Here is a 17775-nt window from a genome sequence, read left to right as displayed (position 1 = left end):
CTATCTTCCCAACCACGGCTGTGGATTAACTGCCTGGCCCTGACGACGAATTTCAAAATACAGCGATGGCTGGCCCTGTCCGCCGCTGTTCCCAACTTTAGCAATGGCCTGACCGGTTCTGACCTGGTCGCCTACGCTGACCAGCGCATCCTGATTGTAGCCGTACAGGCTCATATCGCCTTTACCGTGATCGATAACCACAACCAGCCCGTATCCCTGTAACCAGTCCGCCAGAATGACCCGTCCGTCAGCAATCGCACGGACATCACTGCCTTCCCTTGCTGAGATCACCATCCCTTTCCAGCGTAGTTCACCCTGAAGCTGTTCGCCGAAGCGATGTATCAACGAACCATTAACAGGCCAGATATTTTGACCTGATGGTCTGCCCAGACCGCCGGTACGGGCCATCAGGGATTGCTCGCTTTGGGTTGGTTTGTAGGTGGAGCCGGATTTCTTCGCCTGTTGCTCTTTCGCTCTGACTGCCGCAGCTTCACGCGCTTCTTTTTCTGCGCGTGCTTTGGCGGCACGTTCAGCGGCTGCAATTTTGTTTTGCAGGCTGGATTCGTTGGCGCGCAGTTCAGTCAGGCTCTGCTCATCTTTTTGCAATGAGGATTCGAGCGCGGTCAGTGTTTGTTTGCGTGCGGCGCGTGCCTGTTCGAGTTTCTGCTGCTGGGTTTGCTGTTCATCCAACAGGCTTTTTTGCCGGGCTTGTTTAGATTGCAAAGACACACGCTGTGCCGCCAGCGTAGTGCGGGTCTGTTTCAGATCTTCGATGGTTTTCTGTCGTGCTTCATTCAGATAACCAAAATAAGCCAGGATCCTCTCGCTGCGTTCGCTCTCTTCGCTGCTCAGCAGTAATTGCAGGCCCTTATGCTGCCCGATGCGGAAGGCGGCATCGAGCTGCTTTGCCAGAATAGTTTCCTGCGTCTTTTGTTGTTTTTGCAATTTATCGATGGACGCATTCAGCCCGGAAATGTCTTTTCCCAAAGTGGCGAGGGTTGACTGTGTACTGCGCAACTGACTGCTGGCTGAAGCGATGGTTTTTTCCTGCGCCTGCAGTTGCTGCAGTAAAGTGCCGCGTTGCTGTTTCTGCTGTTTTACGCTTTTTTCTTTTTCCGCAATGTTTTGCTGAATGGTTTTGAGCTGATCTTTATTGTCGTCAGCATGCACGCTCACAGAGAGAGACAGCAGAGATACGCACAGTAATAAGGCTGGAGATGGGAAGGCAGATACGGCCTTGTCCTGAGCGGAAAGGCGGGTTCTCATCAGGCTGAAATGAATGAATTTGCTCAAACTTTTTTCCGCTTGTCGACCGTGGATGATAGACAATATGGCTGTCCCTTATCGTATCGTAACACTAATCAACCGGCTGATGCACAAACAAAAAAGGCGTACCAACGGAGGTCAGTACACCTTTTTTAACACGCTTTAACAGCAATTAGCGGGCGATAAACAGCGGTTTGCCGGTCATTTCCGTCGGAATTTCCATGCCCATCAGTGAAAGCATGGTTGGCGCGATATCAGATAATTTACCGCCTTCAACAGCCTGTGCATTTCCACCGATATAGATGAGCGGTACCGGCAGGCTGGTATGTGCGGTATGCGCCTGGCCGGTGGCAGGATCACGCATCTGTTCCGCATTGCCGTGGTCGGCTGTAATCAGCAACTGACCACCGGCGGCTTTCACTGCGTCCACGACCTGAGCAACACATTTATCGAGCGCTTCAACGGCACTGACAGCCGCATCGTAAACACCGGTATGGCCGACCATGTCGCCATTTGGATAGTTACAAATGATGGCGTCATATTTACCGCTGCTGATTGCGCCGAGCAATTTTTCCGTCAGTTCAGCAGAGCTCATTTCCGGTTGCAGGTCATAAGTCGCCACATTGGGTGATTTCACCAGGATACGATCTTCGCCTTCAAATGAGTCTTCCATGCCACCGTTAAAGAAGAAGGTGACATGGGCATATTTTTCGGTTTCAGAGATACGCAACTGCGTTTTCCCGTGCGCCATCAACCATTCGCCCAGCGTATTTTTCAGGGATGCCGGTGGATAGGCACAGGCTGCATTGATGTCTGCAGCATATTCGGTCAGCATGATAAAATCGCCGAAATTAATCACTTTTTCGCGGGTAAAGCCCTCAAAATCCGGGCTAATGAAAGCACGGGTGATTTCACGTGCACGGTCTGCACGGAAGTTCATAAAGACCAGCGCATCGCCATCATTGATTGCGGCAGTTTCTTCGCCAGCGGCTTGCAACACAGTCGGTTTGACGAACTCATCATTTTCGTCGCGGGCATAAGCGGCTTGCAGACCTGCAAGGGCGTTATCGGCAGTGAATGCGCCTTTTGCCTGTGACATTAAGTCATAGGCCTGTTGCACACGATCCCAGCGGTTGTCGCGATCCATGGCGTAATAACGCCCCACGATTGACGCGATACGGCCTGTACCTATCTGTGCAAATTTTTCTGAGAAGCGTTTCAGGGCTGCTTCAGCACTGCGCGGTGGGGTATCGCGGCCATCCAGGAAGGCATGCAGATAAATGGCTTTCGCACCACGGCGTTGCGCCAGCTCAATCATCGCCATAATGTGATCTTCGTGACTGTGAACGCCACCCGCAGACAGCAGACCCATAATATGAACCGATTTGCCGGCGGCGATTGCACGATCAACAGCGCCAGTCAGTACGCTATTATTAAAGAAATCACCTTCTTTAATTTCTTTGTCCAGACGGGTGAGATCCTGATACACGATGCGACCGGCACCTAAATTGACATGGCCGACTTCGGAGTTACCCATCTGCCCGTCGGGTAAACCGACGTCCAGCCCGGATGCGGCGATGAGGGTGTGCGGATGAGTGGCCCACAAATTATCCATGACGGGGGTTTTGGCGTTCAGAATTGCATTATCTTGTTGTTCTTCACGATGCCCGTAGCCATCAAGAATCACCAGAACCATCGGTTTTTTGTTGCTCGACATGTCAATTGACCTCAGTTTGAAAGATGAAATGCTCATTAGGCTCGCCAGCTGAAACAGTCTGAACAGGCGCGGCTAAGGGCATTTAAGGCGGCTGATTTTACCTCAGCGCGGTAAGTGAATAGCCGGAGGAGATCAAAGATGAGGTGAGGTGAGGGTTAACTTTCGCTATAAAGGCGTGTTAATTTTCCGAGACGTGCCGCAGATTGTGGCAATCGCCGCGCTTACTGGCTGTATTTGCTCCGACGCGCAGGTATACTCTGAAGCCTTGAATTTTCCCCCAACTGACGGGAGTTGCTACACCCCATGCAAGATATTATGCCATTCATCAGTGCGCATCCGGTTCTCAGCCTGGCGTGGGTTGCGTTACTGATTGCAGTAATTGTAACCACTTTTAAAACACGTTTTTCTAAAGTAAAAGAGATCACCCGTGGCGAAGCAACCCGCCTGATTAACAAAGAAGACGCCATTGTTGTCGATGTCCGCGCGCGTGAAGAATTCCGCAAAGGCCACATCGCTGAATCACAAAATGTGTTGTCTGCCGACATCAAGAACAACAACCTGGGTGAACTGACCAAACATAAAGCACAACCTGTTATCGTGGTTTGTGCCACAGGCCAGACTTCCCGCACTGCGGCTGAAGGCCTTATTGCTGCGGGTTTTGAACGCGTCTTTACACTCAAAGAAGGTATCAGCGGCTGGAGCAGTGAAAATCTGCCATTAGTGCGCGGTAAATAAGACATTAAGCAAACTGCTACGGCAATAAATTTTACGACTCTGAGGTGGAACCCATGGCCAAAATTGAAATCTACACCAAGGCAACCTGCCCTTACTGCCATCGTGCGAAGGCTCTCCTTAATAGCAAAGGGGCTTCATTCGATGAAATCGCTATCGACGGCGACGCGGATCAACGTGAAAAAATGATCGCCCGTAGCGGTCGTTCAACCGTTCCTCAGATTTTTATCGATGGGCAACACGTAGGCGGTTGTGATGATTTACATGCACTTGATGCACGCGGTGGCCTTGACCCAATGCTGGGTTAATAAAGGCGGCGCCTGTTTTCCATTAAGTGTTTAAAAGGACTATTAACCCGAGGGTACTACTCACATGTCAGAACAAAATAACACCGAGATGGCTTTCCAGATCCAACGTATCTACACCAAAGACATCTCTTTTGAAGCGCCAAATGCGCCTCAGGTTTTCCAGCAAGACTGGCAGCCAGAAGTTAAACTGGATCTTGATACTGCTTCCAGCCAGCTGGCTGACGGCGTATATGAAGTCGTCTTGCGTGTGACCGTAACGTCTTCCCTGGGCGACGAAACTGCGTTCCTGTGCGAAGTTCAGCAAGGTGGTATCTTCACTATCTCCGGTATTGATGGCAACCAGATGGCACATTGCCTGGGGGCATATTGCCCGAACATTCTGTTCCCGTATGCCCGTGAGTGCATCACCAGCCTGGTTTCCCGCGGTACCTTCCCGCAACTGAATCTGGCACCTGTTAACTTTGACGCTCTGTTCATGAACTATCTGCAACAGCAAGCTGAAGGCGAAGGTGCTGAACCGCATCAGGATGCCTGATGAAAACCGTCAATGCGTCAATGACAGTGATCGGTGCCGGCTCGTACGGCACCGCTTTAGCGATTACTCTTGCCAGAAATGGTCATCCCGTTGTGCTGTGGGGACATAATCCCGACCACATCAATGCGTTACAGCGCGCCCGTTGTAATCAGGAATTCCTTCCTGATGTTCATTTCCCCGATAATCTGTTGCTCGAAACCAATCTTTCTATCGCGTTAGCTGCCAGTCGTAATGTACTGGTTGTGGTGCCAAGCCACGTATTTGGTGACGTATTACGCCAGCTGAAACCGCATCTGCGCCCTGATGCGCGCGTGGTGTGGGCGACGAAAGGTCTGGAAGCCGAAACCGGACGTTTGTTGCAAGATGTTGCGCGCGAAGAACTCGGCGATGCAATTCCATTAGCCGTCGTTTCCGGGCCGACATTTGCTAAAGAACTGGCGGCCGGCATGCCAACGGCAATCTCACTGGCCGCAACGGATACCCGTTTTGCCGAAGATTTGCAGCAATTGCTGCACTGTGGCAAAAGCTTCCGTGTTTACAGCAACCCCGATTTTATCGGTGTTCAGCTGGGCGGTGCGATTAAAAATGTTATCGCGATTGGTGCCGGGATGTCTGATGGTATCGGCTTTGGGGCTAATGCAAGAACCGCGCTGATTACCCGTGGTCTGGCAGAAATGACACGCCTGGGTTCCGCTTTAGGCGCTGACCCAGCCACATTTATGGGCATGGCAGGCTTGGGTGATTTAGTGTTAACCTGCACAGACAACCAGTCCCGCAACCGTCGCTTCGGCATTATGCTGGGGCAAGGCAAAGATGTTCAGACTGCTCAGGACACCATCGGCCAGGTTGTTGAAGGCTATCGCAATACAAAAGAAGTGCGGGCTCTGGCGCAGCGAAATAATGTTGAAATGCCGATCACGGAACAGATTTACCAGGTGCTGTATTGCGGTAAAGATGCGCGTGAAGCAGCAATCAGTCTGCTTGCCCGTGCGAGCAAGGACGAAAAACACAGCCACTGAAAGGCATTTGCAGAATAGCCACCTTGTTGGTATTCCCCACAGGGCGGCTTTTTATTACCCGAACTTGCAAAGTCGTAAGGAAAAGTGATGTCGTTAGAAGAATTAGAACTGGTCTGGAATAACATTAAATCAGAGGCGAGAGCGCTGGCTGAGTGTGAACCGATGCTGGCCAGTTTTTTCCATGCGACGTTGCTAAAACATGAAACGCTGGGCGGCGCGTTGAGCTACATTCTGGCCAACAAACTGGGCAATCCGATTATGCCTGCGATGGCGATCCGTGAAGTTGTCGAAGAAGCCTATCGTAACGACGAACAAATGATCCTGTCCGCTGCCCGCGACATTTTGGCTGTGCATCAGCGTGATGCGGCGGTCGACAAATATTCCACACCGCTGCTTTATCTGAAAGGGTTCCACGCGCTGCAGGCTTACCGCATCGGTAACTGGCTATGGAAGCAGGATCGCAAAGCGCTGGCAATTTATTTCCAGAATCAGATTTCAGTGTCATTTGGCGTAGATATTCACCCGGCGGCACGCATTGGCTGTGGCATCATGTTTGACCACGCCACCGGTATTGTCATCGGTGAAACGGCCGTGGTGGAAAATGACGTGTCGATTCTGCAATCTGTGACACTGGGTGGTACAGGGAAAACCTGCGGTGACCGACACCCTAAAATTCGTGAAGGCGTCATGATTGGTGCCGGTGCGAAAATCCTCGGCAACATCGAAGTGGGTGCTGGCGCAAAAATCGGTGCGGGTTCAGTCGTATTACAATCAGTTCCTCCACATACCACGGCTGCAGGCGTTCCGGCGCGTATTGTCGGGCGGCCGGAAAGCGAGCGGCCTTCCATGGATATGGATCAGCATTTCAACGGTATTGTGCAGGGTTTTGAATTCGGCGACGGCATCTGACAGGTTTTCAGATGGCATGAATCTGCATGCCATCCTCTTCACTTCCAATACGCTATTCTTTCAGCAATGCGCCCGGATATCCCAACTGACGCCAGGCTTCATAAACCACAACGGACACAGCATTCGACAAGTTCATGCTGCGGCTTTCTGCGCGCATGGGAATGCGGATTTTCTGTTGTGCTGGCAGGTTATCCAGTATGGATGCCGGCAAGCCGCGAGTTTCTGGGCCGAAGAGCAGGAAATCATCCTCCTGATAGCTGACGGCGCTATGTGCTGGCGTGCCTTTGGTTGTCAGTGCAAACAGGCGCTGTGGGTTTTCACTACTGAGAAAGGCATCATAATTAGCGTGATGCTTGATATTGGCGAATTCATGGTAATCGAGCCCGGCGCGGCGCAGACGTTTATCGTCCCAGCCGAAACCCAGAGGTTCGATGAGGTGAAGCTGACATCCGGTGTTGGCACACAGGCGGATAATGTTGCCGGTGTTGGGCGGGATTTCTGGTTCAAATAAAACAATGTTAAGCATGCGTCCCCCTGATAGAGGGACGCAGAATAGCAGAAACTTAACGCTGGTGCAGCGGCAGCCAGATAATCAAACGAAGGCCGCCCAGCGGGCTGTCTTCGGCTTTTACCTTGCCTCTGTGCTGTTGAACAGCGGTATCGACGATAGCCAGCCCAAGGCCGGTACCGCCGGATTCCCGGTCACGCGCTTCATCAGTACGGTAGAACGGACGGAAAATCTGCTCACGATCTTCCTCACTTACGCCGGGGCCGTCATCATCTACGGTGATGGTGATCCCTTCGTTGTCGTGGGCGAAGTTCAGCACAATATGATGATTCGAATAACGCAGGGCGTTACGCACGATGTTCTCCAGCGCGCTGTCGAGCGCCGCCGCATTACCGATCAGTTTCCACGGGCCAGGTGGTGATGTGACTTCAAGTGTTTTGCCCATTTGTTCGGCTTCAAACTGTGCGTCGTCAATCACTCCAGCCCACAATTCGTGTGCCTTTAGGGTTTCGCGCGATAATTCATTTTTATGCTGGCTGCGTGACAACACCAGCAGGTCATTGATCATGCCATCAAGGCGCTGAGCTTCATTTTCGATGCGTTGCAGCTCTTTCCCTTCACCATGACGACGTCTCATCAACGCGGTTGCCAGTTGCAAACGCGTCAGCGGGGTACGGAGTTCATGTGAGATATCGGAAATCAGCCGTTGTTGCGCCGTGACCATCCGTTCGAGTGCGCTGACCATCTGGTTGAAGCTGGCACCGGTCGCGAGGAACTCCTGTGGCCCTGCTTCGAGTTCCGGATGCTGCTTAAGATTGCCGCGTGCAACATCATCAGCGGCGTTTTTCAACTTGCGCGCCGGTTTCGCCAGGCTCCAGGCCAGCCAGAGCAACAGCGGGGCGCTGATCAGCATGGTGACGATTAACAGCAACAGCGGGCGGTCGAACATCAGGTTGATAAAGTCAGACTGGGAACTGCTGGCGGGGCGCATCAGATAAAGCTGGTAATTGTCTTCGCCGTCACGAACGGAGAAAGGGCCCACCATTTCGACGCGGCCATATTTTTTCTTCTTCGGGCGATCTGAGTTATCAGACTGGCCGATAAAGTTACGCACGATCTGCATTTCATTGCGCTGAGCGCCAATCACCCGCCCTTCGCTGGTCACCAGCAACAGGCGCTGACCTGGCGGAGCCCATTTGTCGATGGCACGGAACAAGCGGCGCCACCACATCAGGTCATTTGCAGGATCGGTCGCCAGTTCAGCCTCAACGTGTTGTTCAATCATCAGGCCTTGCCGCTGCTCGTTATCGAGCAGCGGTGTAATCTGGCGTGAATCGAGTTTCGGCACCATTAATACCAGCATCAGCACTAAGGCTAATGTGAACCAGAAAATGGCAAAAATACGTGCCGTAAGGCTGTTTATCATGAAGCAGAAACCATCAGATAACCCCGTCCACGCAGGGTTTTAAACCACGGATGACCATCCTGGCGATCAGGTAATTTACGGCGCAGATTCGAGATATGCATATCAATAGCACGGTCAAACGGCGTCAGACGTTTCCCCAGCACTTCCTGACTAAGGTGTTCGCGGGAAACAACTTGTCCAAGATGTTTTGCCAGTAAGTACAAAAGGGTGAATTCAGTGCCGGTTAAATCCAGCGCTTCCCCGTTAAAGCTGGCTTCCTGACGGCCTGGGTTGAGTTGCAGCCCGTCCACTTCGAGCGTCGGTGAGCCGCTGTTTTCATTGCTTTGCTGCTGTTCGCTCCAGTTAGAGCGACGCAACATGGCCCGGATACGAGCCACGAGCTCGCGGTCATTAAACGGTTTTGGCAGATAGTCATCGGCACCCAGCTCAAGGCCAAGAACACGATCTAATTCACTGCCACGAGCGGTTAACATAATCACTGGCGTCTGATGGCGCTGGCGTAATTCTTTAAGGGTTTCAATGCCGTTTTTCTTCGGCATCATCACGTCAAGTAACAGAAGATCGATGGTATTATCGATTTTCTCTAATGCCTGCTCACCATCGTAAGCCACTACAACATTAAAGCCTTCCATTTCGAGCAATTCTTTCAAAAGTGAAGTCAGTTCACGGTCGTCATCAACTAACAAAATTTTATTCATTGTATTTACCTCTAGACGCAAAATACGTCATCAATTGCCGCTATTCCATGACTTTACGTACTTTTACAAGCACTGACGCTTGTTTGCAGCAGCAGGTTTAGACTGCTTTTCAATGATTCGCGATGAAGCGATAAAGACTTTAGGAGTATGTGATGTTTAAGGCAGCTTCATTTGGTTTGGCCACGCTTCTGACACTCAGTTCAGGTGTCGTTTTAGCAGATGGCGCAAAACCAGTGTCAGCGATGCCAGCAGAACATGATAGCACGATGTTGGAGAAGCCTCTGGAACGCAACACTATGTTTGATGGTGTTAATCTCACTGAACAGCAGCGCCAGCAAATGCGTGACCTGATGCACCAGGCTCGAAAAGATTTGCCTAATGTAAATGTAGAACAGATAGAAACGATGCACCGATTGGTTACCGCCGAAAAGTTCGATCAGGCCGCCGTCCGTGCGCAAGCTGAATTGATGGCTCAGGAGCAGGTGGATCGTCAGGTCGAAATGGCCCGCATCCGCAACCAGATGTTTAATCTGCTGACCCCTGAGCAAAAAAATGTATTGAACCAGAAACACGAGCAGCGCATGAAACAGATGCAAATGCAGTTATCTGGATTACAGCCCTCTTCTGCCCAGAAGACGAGTAGTACCAGCACGACCGAGTAAGATCCCTGTTTTTCCTTGCCATAGACACCATCCCTGTCTTCCCCCACCGAAAGGTGGGGTTTTTTTTGCCCTCAATTTGGGTGGGATCTGCAAATAGGAAATTAACAAGGTGGAAATCTGCGCGTAACGAACGGGAAATATCTTGTAAAAGCCGTATGAATCAGTAAATTGCGATGTACCGAGCGATGTATGCGTATTCTTGCTGACTTGAATCAATTCAGCACCGGTGTTTTGTTATACTATAGGCTCAAACGCTAATAAGCCCTTTTGGCTGCATAAGAAAAATTCGCCCAACAGGCTGGCTCAAGATTCTTAAGAAATTGCATCTACAAGTTCAGAGGTAGTCATGATCAAAAAAATTGGTGTACTGACAAGTGGTGGCGATGCCCCAGGCATGAATGCTGCGATCCGTGGCGTTGTCCGCGCCGCTTTATCTGCAGATTTGGAAGTCTACGGTATTGAAGATGGCTACCTCGGCATGTATGAAAACCGCATGCGCAAACTGGATCGTTACAGCGTCTCCGATATGATCAACCGTGGTGGTACTTTCCTGGGTTCAGCACGTTTTCCGGAATTCCGTGATCCAGAAATGCGTAAAGTTGCCCTACAGAATATGAAAGACCGCGGTATTGATGGCCTGGTGGTTATCGGCGGTGACGGTTCATATGCGGGTGCAGACCTGCTGACGAAAGAAGGTGGCATCCGTTGTATCGGCCTGCCAGGTACCATCGATAACGATGTTGCCGGGACTGACTACACTATCGGTTTTTTCACCGCATTAGGCACTGTGGTTGAGGCGATTGACCGTTTACGTGATACCTCATCCTCACACCAGCGTATCTCTATTGTTGAAGTGATGGGCCGCTATTGCGGTGATTTGACTTTAGCGGCAGCGATTGCCGGGGGGTGCGAATTTATCGCTATCCCTGAAGTTGAATTTAAACGTGATGATCTGGTTGCTGAAATCAAAGCCGGTATCGCGAAAGGTAAAAAACACGCGATTGTCGCCATCACCGAGAAGTTAGATAACATCGAAGAACTGGCTAAATACATCGAGAAAGAAACCTGTCGTGAAACGCGTGGCACTGTCTTAGGCCATATTCAGCGTGGCGGAGCACCGGTCGCTTATGACCGTATCCTGGCTTCCCGCATGGGTGCTTATGCTGTTGACCTGCTGCTGGAAGAAGACCGCGACTATTCTCAAGGCGGTTTCTGTGTGGGTGTAGAAAACGAGAAAATGGTTCACGAATTAATCTCGATTTGTATCGCGCCAGAGAACAAGAAAAGCAAGTTCAAAGAAGACTGGTACGACACGGCGAAAAAACTTTTCTGATTCAGTTTATTGCGTGTTTAGAAGAACCTCCCTGGCGGGAGGTTTTTTTTCGCCCGCCTTTTGTTTATTCCATAAAGTAATAGAAAAAAACCTTTTATTCTTTATGTGTTTCATTTTTATCTGGCACGCTCTCTTTAACGAACAAATAAATGAAATCCATAGAAACTATTTCGGGAGAGTACGATGCGTAAATGGGCTGCAGGTTTGGGATTACTGTTGGTAGCAACGGGAGCGATTGCCAAAGATATTCAGATTCTGAACGTGTCATACGATCCAACCCGTGAGTTCTATGAACAATATAATAAGGCGTTCAGCAAATACTGGCAGGGCAAAACCGGTGATACGGTTACTGTGCGCCAGTCGCATGGCGGCTCAGGCAAACAGGCTACGTCAGTTATTAATGGCATTGAAGCGGATGTAGTGACACTGGCGCTGGCTTATGACGTTGATGCCATTGCCGAGCGCGGTCGTATTGATAAAAACTGGATCACCCGCCTGCCGGACAATTCTGCGCCGTATACGTCTACCATTGTGTTCCTGGTGCGTAAAGGTAATCCGAAACAAATTCATGACTGGAATGATTTGATCAAACCGGGTGTGTCGGTGATTACGCCGAATCCTAAAACGTCTGGCGGCGCACGCTGGAACTATCTCGCTGCCTGGGGTTATGCGTTGCATCACAACAACAATGACAAAGCGAAGGCTCAGGATTTCGTGAAAGCATTGTATAAAAACGTGGAAGTGTTGGATTCCGGTGCTCGTGGCGCAACCAACACCTTCGTTGAGCGCGGTATCGGTGATGTGCTGATCGCATGGGAAAACGAAGCGCTGCTGGCGACCAAAGAAGTCGGCAAAGACAAGTTTGAAATCGTCACGCCAAGCGAATCAATATTGGCGGAGCCAACGGTTTCCGTAGTCGATAAAGTGGTGGATAAGCGTGGCACCCGTACAGTGGCGGATGCCTACCTGAAGTACCTGTATTCACCGGAAGGCCAGACCATCGCAGCAGAAAACTATTACCGTCCGCGTGATCCGCAAGTCGAGAAGAAATTCGCGGCTGAATTCCCGAAACTGAAACTGTTCACCATTGATCAGGTTGCAGGTACCTGGGCTCAGGCGCAGAAAGACCATTTCGCGACCGATGGAATTTTCGACCAAATCACCAAACGTTAATCGCGCTTTTACAGACAATAAAAAACCCCGGCATGCCGGGGTTTTTTATTGTGCGGAAGAAACAGCTTACGCTTGTTTAGCTTCAGCAGCGGCTTTGACGATCACAGCGAAAGCATCTGCTTTCAGTGACGCACCGCCAACCAGCGCGCCATCGATGTCTGGCTGGGTGAACAGTTCAGCAGCATTGGCCGCGTTAACAGAACCGCCGTACTGGATGATCACTTGCTCTGCAACCGCAGCATCTTGTTTTGCGATATGGTCACGGATGAATTTGTGAACCGCCTGAGCCTGAGCCGGGGTGGCAGACTTGCCGGTACCGATCGCCCAGACAGGTTCGTAAGCGATAACAGCGCCTTCGAATGCTTTTGCACCCAGAGTGTTCAGCACCGCATCCAGTTGTTTCGCGCAAACGGCTTCAGTCTTGCCTGCTTCGTTTTCTGCTTCGGTTTCACCGATGCACAGAACAGGAGTCAGGCCAGCGTCTTTCAGCACACCGAATTTTTTCGCGATGAACTCGTCGCTTTCTTTGTGGTAAGTGCGGCGTTCTGAGTGACCGATGATGATGTATTTCGCACCGATGTCTTTCAGCATGTCGGCAGAGATTTCACCAGTGAATGCGCCGGACAGGTTCGCATCAACGTTCTGAGCACCCAGCGCAATACGGCTGCCAGCCAGAGCGTGTTTAGCCTGTGACAGGTAAACTTCTGGTGGAGCAATTGCAACGCCACAACCTACAACTGTGCTCAGTTCAGTACGCAGAGCAGCAATCAGTTCGTTAACCATGTGGGTGCTGCCGTTAAGCTTCCAGTTACCCATCACTAATGGATGTCGCATGTTTTTTCCTCCAAAAGGGGACGCGAGTGTCGATTAAAATTTCTGCCAAATAAGCAGATTACCTGTGCAACAGTATAGAGATCATTGGTCATAAAGGCTTTGCTTTTTGTCATTAAAAACCGTCATCTCATGGCTCAGCAAGCGCCAGCTTGACCGGTTCAACGGCGAATGTCAGACCTTTTTCGCCATTGTCTGAAATGACAAAACGTACTGCGCCTACTTCCTGCTTATAAAACTGCTGACCTTTGCCTTTCTCGATCAGAGAAGCCACTCTCGCCACGCTTTGCTCAGTGGATAGTGTGGCGTCGAACTGACGCATCAGGTTGGCCATATAGCTTATCGCCAGGGTGCGTGCGGCTTTTTCTTCAGCCCCCTGAATCGGCAGGTAAGTAATTTGCAGCGTTTTTATTTTGCCGGTGCCTTTTTCCAGCGCGGTCGACGCATACAGATTTTCGTTAATTTTGCTGGCAGCGCGGGTCAGGAAACTGTTGGGAGACTTATCGCTGATAGAACGGAACTCGCCAATCTGCTGAGTCGGATTAGCTTCATTATATCTGGCGCGAAAATTGATCAGCGTCGTTTCAAAGGTTGGCGCACCGGCAAGCAGGTAAGGGGCTTTTGGCATTTCTTCCGCGCCGGCGTGCTCTGCCGACGGATCGGCCAGTGCAATATTCTGGCCGGTGAGCATAAGCAGCGCGGGAAGTGCCAGTCGTAATAAGGATTGAGCAACAGTCATAGGGCGTTTCTTATTTTATTTCAACAAACCGATTAAAGCGGGGAACGGGGGGTAATGTCAAAAGGAGTGCGTAAAGATTCTCGTCGTTGTTGTCCGTGGGGTACACTCCGGCTGGTTTAACAATTTACTCCCATTGTACTTTACGGAACGGACTGTCAATGACGTTACAGCATGCACTATTTTCTTTTAACGGCCGCCTGGGCCGACGTGATTTCTGGATGTGGATGGTCAGCTGGCTGATCCTGATGGTGGCTGACTTCTTTTTTGCCGCACAGGAATGGATTACCTATCAGTCCGCCGGATTCGCGCTGGTGGTTTTACTGTGGCCGACGGCGGCTGTGCTGGTGAAAAGATTACATGACCGTAATAAATCTGCCTGGTGGGCGCTGTTGTTTGTGCTGGCGTGGATGCTGGTGGCGGGGAACTGGGCAGCGGCGATGCCTCAGATATGGAGCTGGGTTCTGGGACGGCTGGCGCCTTCAGTGATTTTCATTATGTTGCTGATCGACTGCGGTGCGTTTACCGGCACGCCGGGCACAAATCGTTTTGGCCCGGAACCGGACGACGTTAAATTTCGCTAGTTTTCAGTCACTGCTTACCAGTAATGCTCGCTGGTCATATGACCCGGTTTACGTTTGAGGTGTTTGCGCATACCCCGCGTGTCTTTGAGTAACTGCTGTGTATCGCGAACCATCTGCGGATTGCCGCACAACATTATGTGGCTGTCCTCTGCCAGCATTTTCAGGCCGACAGCTGCTTCCAGCGCACCGCTTTCAATCAGCGCAGGAACTCGCCCGGTCAGCGAGCCTGAAATTTCCTCGCGACTGACCACGGTCTGTATATGCAGTTTGCCTTCATAACGGCGTTGCAGTTGCTGCATCAACGGCAGATAACTCAGATCGGCAGCAAAGCGTGCCGCATGAACCAGAACAATATTTTTGAACCGTTCCAGCCCCGTACCTTCCTGTAAAATCGACAGATACGGCCCGATGGCGGTGCCCGTTGCCAGCATCCATAAGGTTTCGCATTCGGGCACTTCTTCAATGACGAAAAATCCGGCGGCTTCCCTGGTGATGTTGATTTCATCTCCGGGCTGCATCACATGCAGATGCGGGCTGAGTTTTCCTTCCGGCACGTTGACCAGATAGAATTCCAGCTCACCGCTTGAGGGCGGATTCACATAGGAATAAGCGCGCTGAACCCGCTCACCGTCAATATCCAGTGAAAGTTTGGCGAACTGGCCTGCGGTAAAAGGGTCAACGGGCGCATTGACCGTGATGCTGAACAAACTGTCAGTCCAGTGTTCAACTTTTTTGACTTTTCCTGTCACCCAATCAGCCATAAAAAACTCCCGTGGTTTCTGGTTTGTTCACGTGGTGCGAAATTATGTCCTGATTTTATTTCAAATTTTCCCGATCCCGTATCGGTTAAATGTTATCAGCCTGTTTATTACCGGTTAGTCAGTATCGATTTCTGTACACCCAGCGTTACAGAAGTGGTTCCCGCCGCTGCCAGCGAACTGACAGAAGTCTTCCCCGCAGTACTCGCTTATTCATCTTAATTTGTTAACTTATGCGCCGCCGGTGTCTGGCTGAAATGATGGGTTATTTATTCTGCTCTTTTCCATACTTATCCGATAATGAACTGAAAAATGAAAAAACTGGAAAATATTCACCTGCTTATTATGCTCATTTTGCTGGTGGCTGTCGGGCAAATGGCACAGACCATTTATGTGCCGAATATTGCGGACATGGCCGCCAGTCTTGCCGTAAAACCCGGTGCCGTGCAGCGGGTAATGGCGGCATATCTGCTGACATACGGCGGCTCGCAACTGGTTTATGGTCCGCTTTCCGATAACGTTGGCCGTAAACCGGTGATCCTGACCGGCCTGATAATTTTCCTGCTTGGCGCGGCGGGCGCGATGATGTCAACGAGCCTGAATATGCTGATCGCTTTTGCAGCCATTCAGGGACTGGGCACCGGCGTAGCAGGTGTGATGGCGCGAACCATGCCACGTGATTTATACAGCGGCGGCGCGTTACGCCATGCCAACAGTCTGCTGAACATGGGCATTCTGGTCAGTCCTCTGCTGGCACCGGTGATCGGCGGCGCTTTGTCGGCGTGGCTGGGCTGGCGTGCAAGTTTTGGGTTTCTGCTTATCCTGTGCGCAGGAGTGGCTTTTTCGATGTACCGCTGGTTGCCTGAAACCCGTCCTGAATTCACTGCCGATCATCCGCCGCGCAAAATGCTGGGCAGTCTGCGTTTATTGCTGGCCGATGCCAATTTCAGCCGTTATCTGGTGATGCTGGTCGGTGCGCTGGCCGGCGTGGCGGTGTTTGAAGCCAGTTGCGGAGTGCTGATGGGCGGCGTTCTCGGGCTGAGCGGTGTGATGGTCAGCGTCCTGTTTATCCTGCCGATCCCGGCAGCTTTCTTTGGTGCCTGGTATGCCGGGCGTACAGAGAAAAGTTTCCAGCAACTGATGTGGCATTCGGTCATCAGTTGTCTGCTGGCTGGTCTGGCGATGTGGATCCCCGGCTGGCTGGGTATCATGAATATCTGGACGCTGGTGGTGCCAGCTTCGCTGTTCTTCTTCGGCGCGGGTATGTTATTCCCGCTGGCGACCACCGGCGCAATGGAGCCTTTCCCGTATCTGGCAGGCGCTGCGGGTGCTCTGGTCGGTGGTTTACAGAATATGGGTTCAGGGCTGGTAGCCTGGATGTCAGCAATGCTGCCGCAAACCGGTCAGTTCAGTCTCGGGTTACTGATGTTTGCCATGGCAGTGCTGATTTTGCTGTGCTGGTGGCCGATGTCGAACCGCAGTCAGCATGAAGGGCATACGGCCTGATAGTGCAAAAGCAGGGCGCTGATGGCCCTGCTTTTTGATGACCGGAAGGAATGATCAGATAATAAATGCGTGCAACGCCGCGTCTTTACGGTCGAGGTAATGGGTGGAGCGGATACGGCGGATAGTGCGTGATTTACCCCGTATCAACAGTGTTTCGGTGGTCGCCATATTCCCCTGACGGCTGATGCCTTCCAGCAGGTCGCCTTTAGTAATACCGGTCGCGGAGAAAATCACGTTATCGTTACGCGCCATATCATCAAGCAGCAGCACCTTACCGGCTTCAATTCCCATCACTTTACAGCGCGTCAGCTCTTCTTCGCCGATACGACGGTTTTCCGGTGTATCGCCTTTCACGTCATGCCGTGCCAGTAGCCGGCCCTGCATATCGCCATCCAGTGCGCGGATTACGGCGGCAGAAATTACCCCTTCCGGTGCGCCGCCGATGCCATACAGCACATCCACTTCGCTTTCCGGCATACAGGTCAGGATCGTCGCCGCCACATCACCGTCCGGAAACGCGAACACTCGCACGCCTGACGCCAGCATTTCGCGGATCGCATCGTCGTGGCGTGGTTTCGCTAAAACCGCGACAGTCAGTTCGGTGAGCGGCTTATTCAGCGCCTTCGCAATATTTGCGAGGTTTTCAGCCAGTGTCAGTTGCAGATCAATCGCTCCTTTCGCGCCCGGCCCGACGGCAATTTTTTCCATGTACATGTCCGGCGCATTGAGGAAGGAACCTTTGTCGCCCACGGCCAGCACGGCCAGCGCGTTGGATTGCCCCATGGCCGTCATACGTGTGCCTTCAATCGGGTCGACAGCAATATCTACCGCATCGCCATTGCCGGTACCGACTTTTTCGCCGATGTATAACATCGGCGCTTCATCAATTTCCCCTTCACCAATCACGATGGTGCCATCAATATCAACTTTATTGAGCATGATACGCATGGACTGAACGGCAGCATTATCGGCAAGGTTTTTATCACCACGCCCCAGCCATTTGTAACCAGCCAGCGCAGCAGCTTCGGTCACGCGGGAGAACTCGATTGCTAATTCACGTTTCATTGGAAAGCC

General features: G+C 51.5%; 19 protein-coding genes. 10 read left to right on the top strand and 9 right to left on the bottom strand.

Annotated features, from left to right (window positions below):
- Together envC and gpmM are read right to left on the bottom strand one after the other, a co-directional pair.
- Complete coding sequence (gene envC, locus J1781_RS10425; RefSeq protein ID WP_370278366.1) at window positions 1-1266, bottom strand: murein hydrolase activator EnvC; 1266 nt, start codon at window positions 1264-1266, stop codon at window positions 1-3.
- A 172-nt stretch (window positions 1267-1438) separates the two neighbouring features.
- On the bottom strand, window positions 1439-2983 hold the full coding sequence (gene gpmM, locus J1781_RS10420; RefSeq protein ID WP_129955289.1) for a 2,3-bisphosphoglycerate-independent phosphoglycerate mutase: 1545 nt from the start codon (window positions 2981-2983) through the stop codon (window positions 1439-1441).
- 303 nt (window positions 2984-3286) lie between these two features.
- Here gpmM and J1781_RS10415 point away from each other — a divergent pair, with 303 nt between their 5' ends.
- The 5 genes from J1781_RS10415 to cysE all read left to right on the top strand — a co-directional run bounded on the left by J1781_RS10415 (window position 3287) and on the right by cysE (window position 6486).
- Window positions 3287-3718: a rhodanese-like domain-containing protein gene (locus J1781_RS10415; protein WP_013577604.1), complete on the top strand. Its 432-nt coding sequence runs from the start codon at window positions 3287-3289 to the stop codon at window positions 3716-3718.
- Window positions 3719-3771: 53 nt separating this feature from the next.
- Window positions 3772-4023, top strand: coding sequence for a glutaredoxin 3 (gene grxC / locus J1781_RS10410; protein WP_129992184.1), 252 nt, complete (start codon window positions 3772-3774; stop codon window positions 4021-4023).
- 64 nt (window positions 4024-4087) lie between these two features.
- Window positions 4088-4558: a protein-export chaperone SecB gene (gene secB, locus J1781_RS10405; RefSeq protein ID WP_129955290.1), complete on the top strand. Its 471-nt coding sequence runs from the start codon at window positions 4088-4090 to the stop codon at window positions 4556-4558.
- Window positions 4558-5577 (top strand): NAD(P)H-dependent glycerol-3-phosphate dehydrogenase, encoded by a 1020-nt coding sequence (gene gpsA / locus J1781_RS10400; protein ID WP_129955291.1) that lies wholly within the window; start codon window positions 4558-4560, stop codon window positions 5575-5577. Before secB ends, gpsA begins: the two co-directional genes overlap by 1 nt.
- 87 nt (window positions 5578-5664) lie before the next feature.
- Window positions 5665-6486, top strand: coding sequence for a serine O-acetyltransferase (cysE, locus tag J1781_RS10395; protein WP_120133124.1), 822 nt, complete (start codon window positions 5665-5667; stop codon window positions 6484-6486).
- A 52-nt stretch (window positions 6487-6538) separates the two neighbouring features.
- On the opposite strand, the gene trmL is transcribed toward cysE, so the two are convergent.
- From trmL to cpxR, 3 genes are read right to left on the bottom strand one after another with little or no spacing between them, the layout of a single operon-like run.
- Window positions 6539-7012, bottom strand: coding sequence for a tRNA (uridine(34)/cytosine(34)/5-carboxymethylaminomethyluridine(34)-2'-O)-methyltransferase TrmL (gene trmL / locus J1781_RS10390; protein WP_129955292.1), 474 nt, complete (start codon window positions 7010-7012; stop codon window positions 6539-6541).
- A gap of 37 nt (window positions 7013-7049) precedes the next feature.
- Entirely contained in the window at window positions 7050-8420 is a 1371-nt protein-coding gene (gene cpxA, locus J1781_RS10385; RefSeq protein ID WP_129955293.1) for an envelope stress sensor histidine kinase CpxA, read from the bottom strand.
- The gene (gene cpxR, locus J1781_RS10380; protein WP_129955294.1) at window positions 8417-9118 is read right to left on the bottom strand and encodes an envelope stress response regulator transcription factor CpxR; all 702 of its coding nucleotides are present in this window, start codon (window positions 9116-9118) and stop codon (window positions 8417-8419) included. Before cpxR ends, cpxA begins: the two co-directional genes overlap by 4 nt.
- Before the next feature lie 152 nt (window positions 9119-9270).
- Between cpxR and cpxP the strand changes: the two genes are divergently transcribed.
- From cpxP to J1781_RS10365, 3 genes are all read left to right on the top strand, one after another.
- The gene (gene cpxP, locus J1781_RS10375; protein ID WP_129955295.1) at window positions 9271-9780 is read left to right on the top strand and encodes a cell-envelope stress modulator CpxP; all 510 of its coding nucleotides are present in this window, start codon (window positions 9271-9273) and stop codon (window positions 9778-9780) included.
- A 346-nt stretch (window positions 9781-10126) separates the two neighbouring features.
- Complete coding sequence (pfkA, locus tag J1781_RS10370) at window positions 10127-11113, top strand: 6-phosphofructokinase (protein ID WP_015699196.1); 987 nt, start codon at window positions 10127-10129, stop codon at window positions 11111-11113.
- 183 nt (window positions 11114-11296) lie between these two features.
- Window positions 11297-12286 carry a sulfate ABC transporter substrate-binding protein gene (locus J1781_RS10365; protein WP_129955296.1) on the top strand — a complete coding sequence of 330 codons (990 nt, stop codon included), beginning with the start codon at window positions 11297-11299 and terminating at the stop codon, window positions 12284-12286.
- A 66-nt stretch (window positions 12287-12352) separates the two neighbouring features.
- Here the strand turns inward: J1781_RS10365 and tpiA are convergent, their stop codons facing one another.
- Both tpiA and J1781_RS10355 read right to left on the bottom strand, forming a co-directional pair.
- Window positions 12353-13120: a triose-phosphate isomerase gene (gene tpiA, locus J1781_RS10360; RefSeq protein ID WP_129955297.1), complete on the bottom strand. Its 768-nt coding sequence runs from the start codon at window positions 13118-13120 to the stop codon at window positions 12353-12355.
- Between the two features lie 127 nt (window positions 13121-13247).
- Entirely contained in the window at window positions 13248-13856 is a 609-nt protein-coding gene (locus J1781_RS10355) for a DUF1454 family protein (protein WP_217220933.1), read from the bottom strand.
- A 158-nt stretch (window positions 13857-14014) separates the two neighbouring features.
- Here J1781_RS10355 and J1781_RS10350 point away from each other — a divergent pair, with 158 nt between their 5' ends.
- Window positions 14015-14437, top strand: a complete 423-nt coding sequence (locus J1781_RS10350; protein ID WP_129955299.1) for a DUF805 domain-containing protein — start codon at window positions 14015-14017, stop codon at window positions 14435-14437.
- A 14-nt stretch (window positions 14438-14451) separates the two neighbouring features.
- Here J1781_RS10350 and fpr read toward each other — a convergent pair whose 3' ends face one another.
- Window positions 14452-15198 carry a ferredoxin--NADP(+) reductase gene (fpr, locus tag J1781_RS10345; RefSeq protein ID WP_217157658.1) on the bottom strand — a complete coding sequence of 249 codons (747 nt, stop codon included), beginning with the start codon at window positions 15196-15198 and terminating at the stop codon, window positions 14452-14454.
- Between the two features lie 309 nt (window positions 15199-15507).
- Here fpr and emrD point away from each other — a divergent pair, with 309 nt between their 5' ends.
- Window positions 15508-16701, top strand: coding sequence for a multidrug efflux MFS transporter EmrD (gene emrD, locus J1781_RS10340; RefSeq protein ID WP_129955301.1), 1194 nt, complete (start codon window positions 15508-15510; stop codon window positions 16699-16701).
- Between the two features lie 54 nt (window positions 16702-16755).
- Here emrD and glpX read toward each other — a convergent pair whose 3' ends face one another.
- Window positions 16756-17766, bottom strand: coding sequence for a class II fructose-bisphosphatase (gene glpX, locus J1781_RS10335; protein ID WP_129955302.1), 1011 nt, complete (start codon window positions 17764-17766; stop codon window positions 16756-16758).
- Between the last annotated feature and the right edge of the window lie 9 nt (window positions 17767-17775).

The sequence above is a fragment of the Rahnella perminowiae genome, from assembly GCF_019049695.1.
Taxonomy (GTDB): domain Bacteria; phylum Pseudomonadota; class Gammaproteobacteria; order Enterobacterales; family Enterobacteriaceae; genus Rahnella; species Rahnella perminowiae.
Note: the sequence above shows the minus strand (reverse complement) of the source record. Positions and strands in the feature narration are given on the sequence as shown.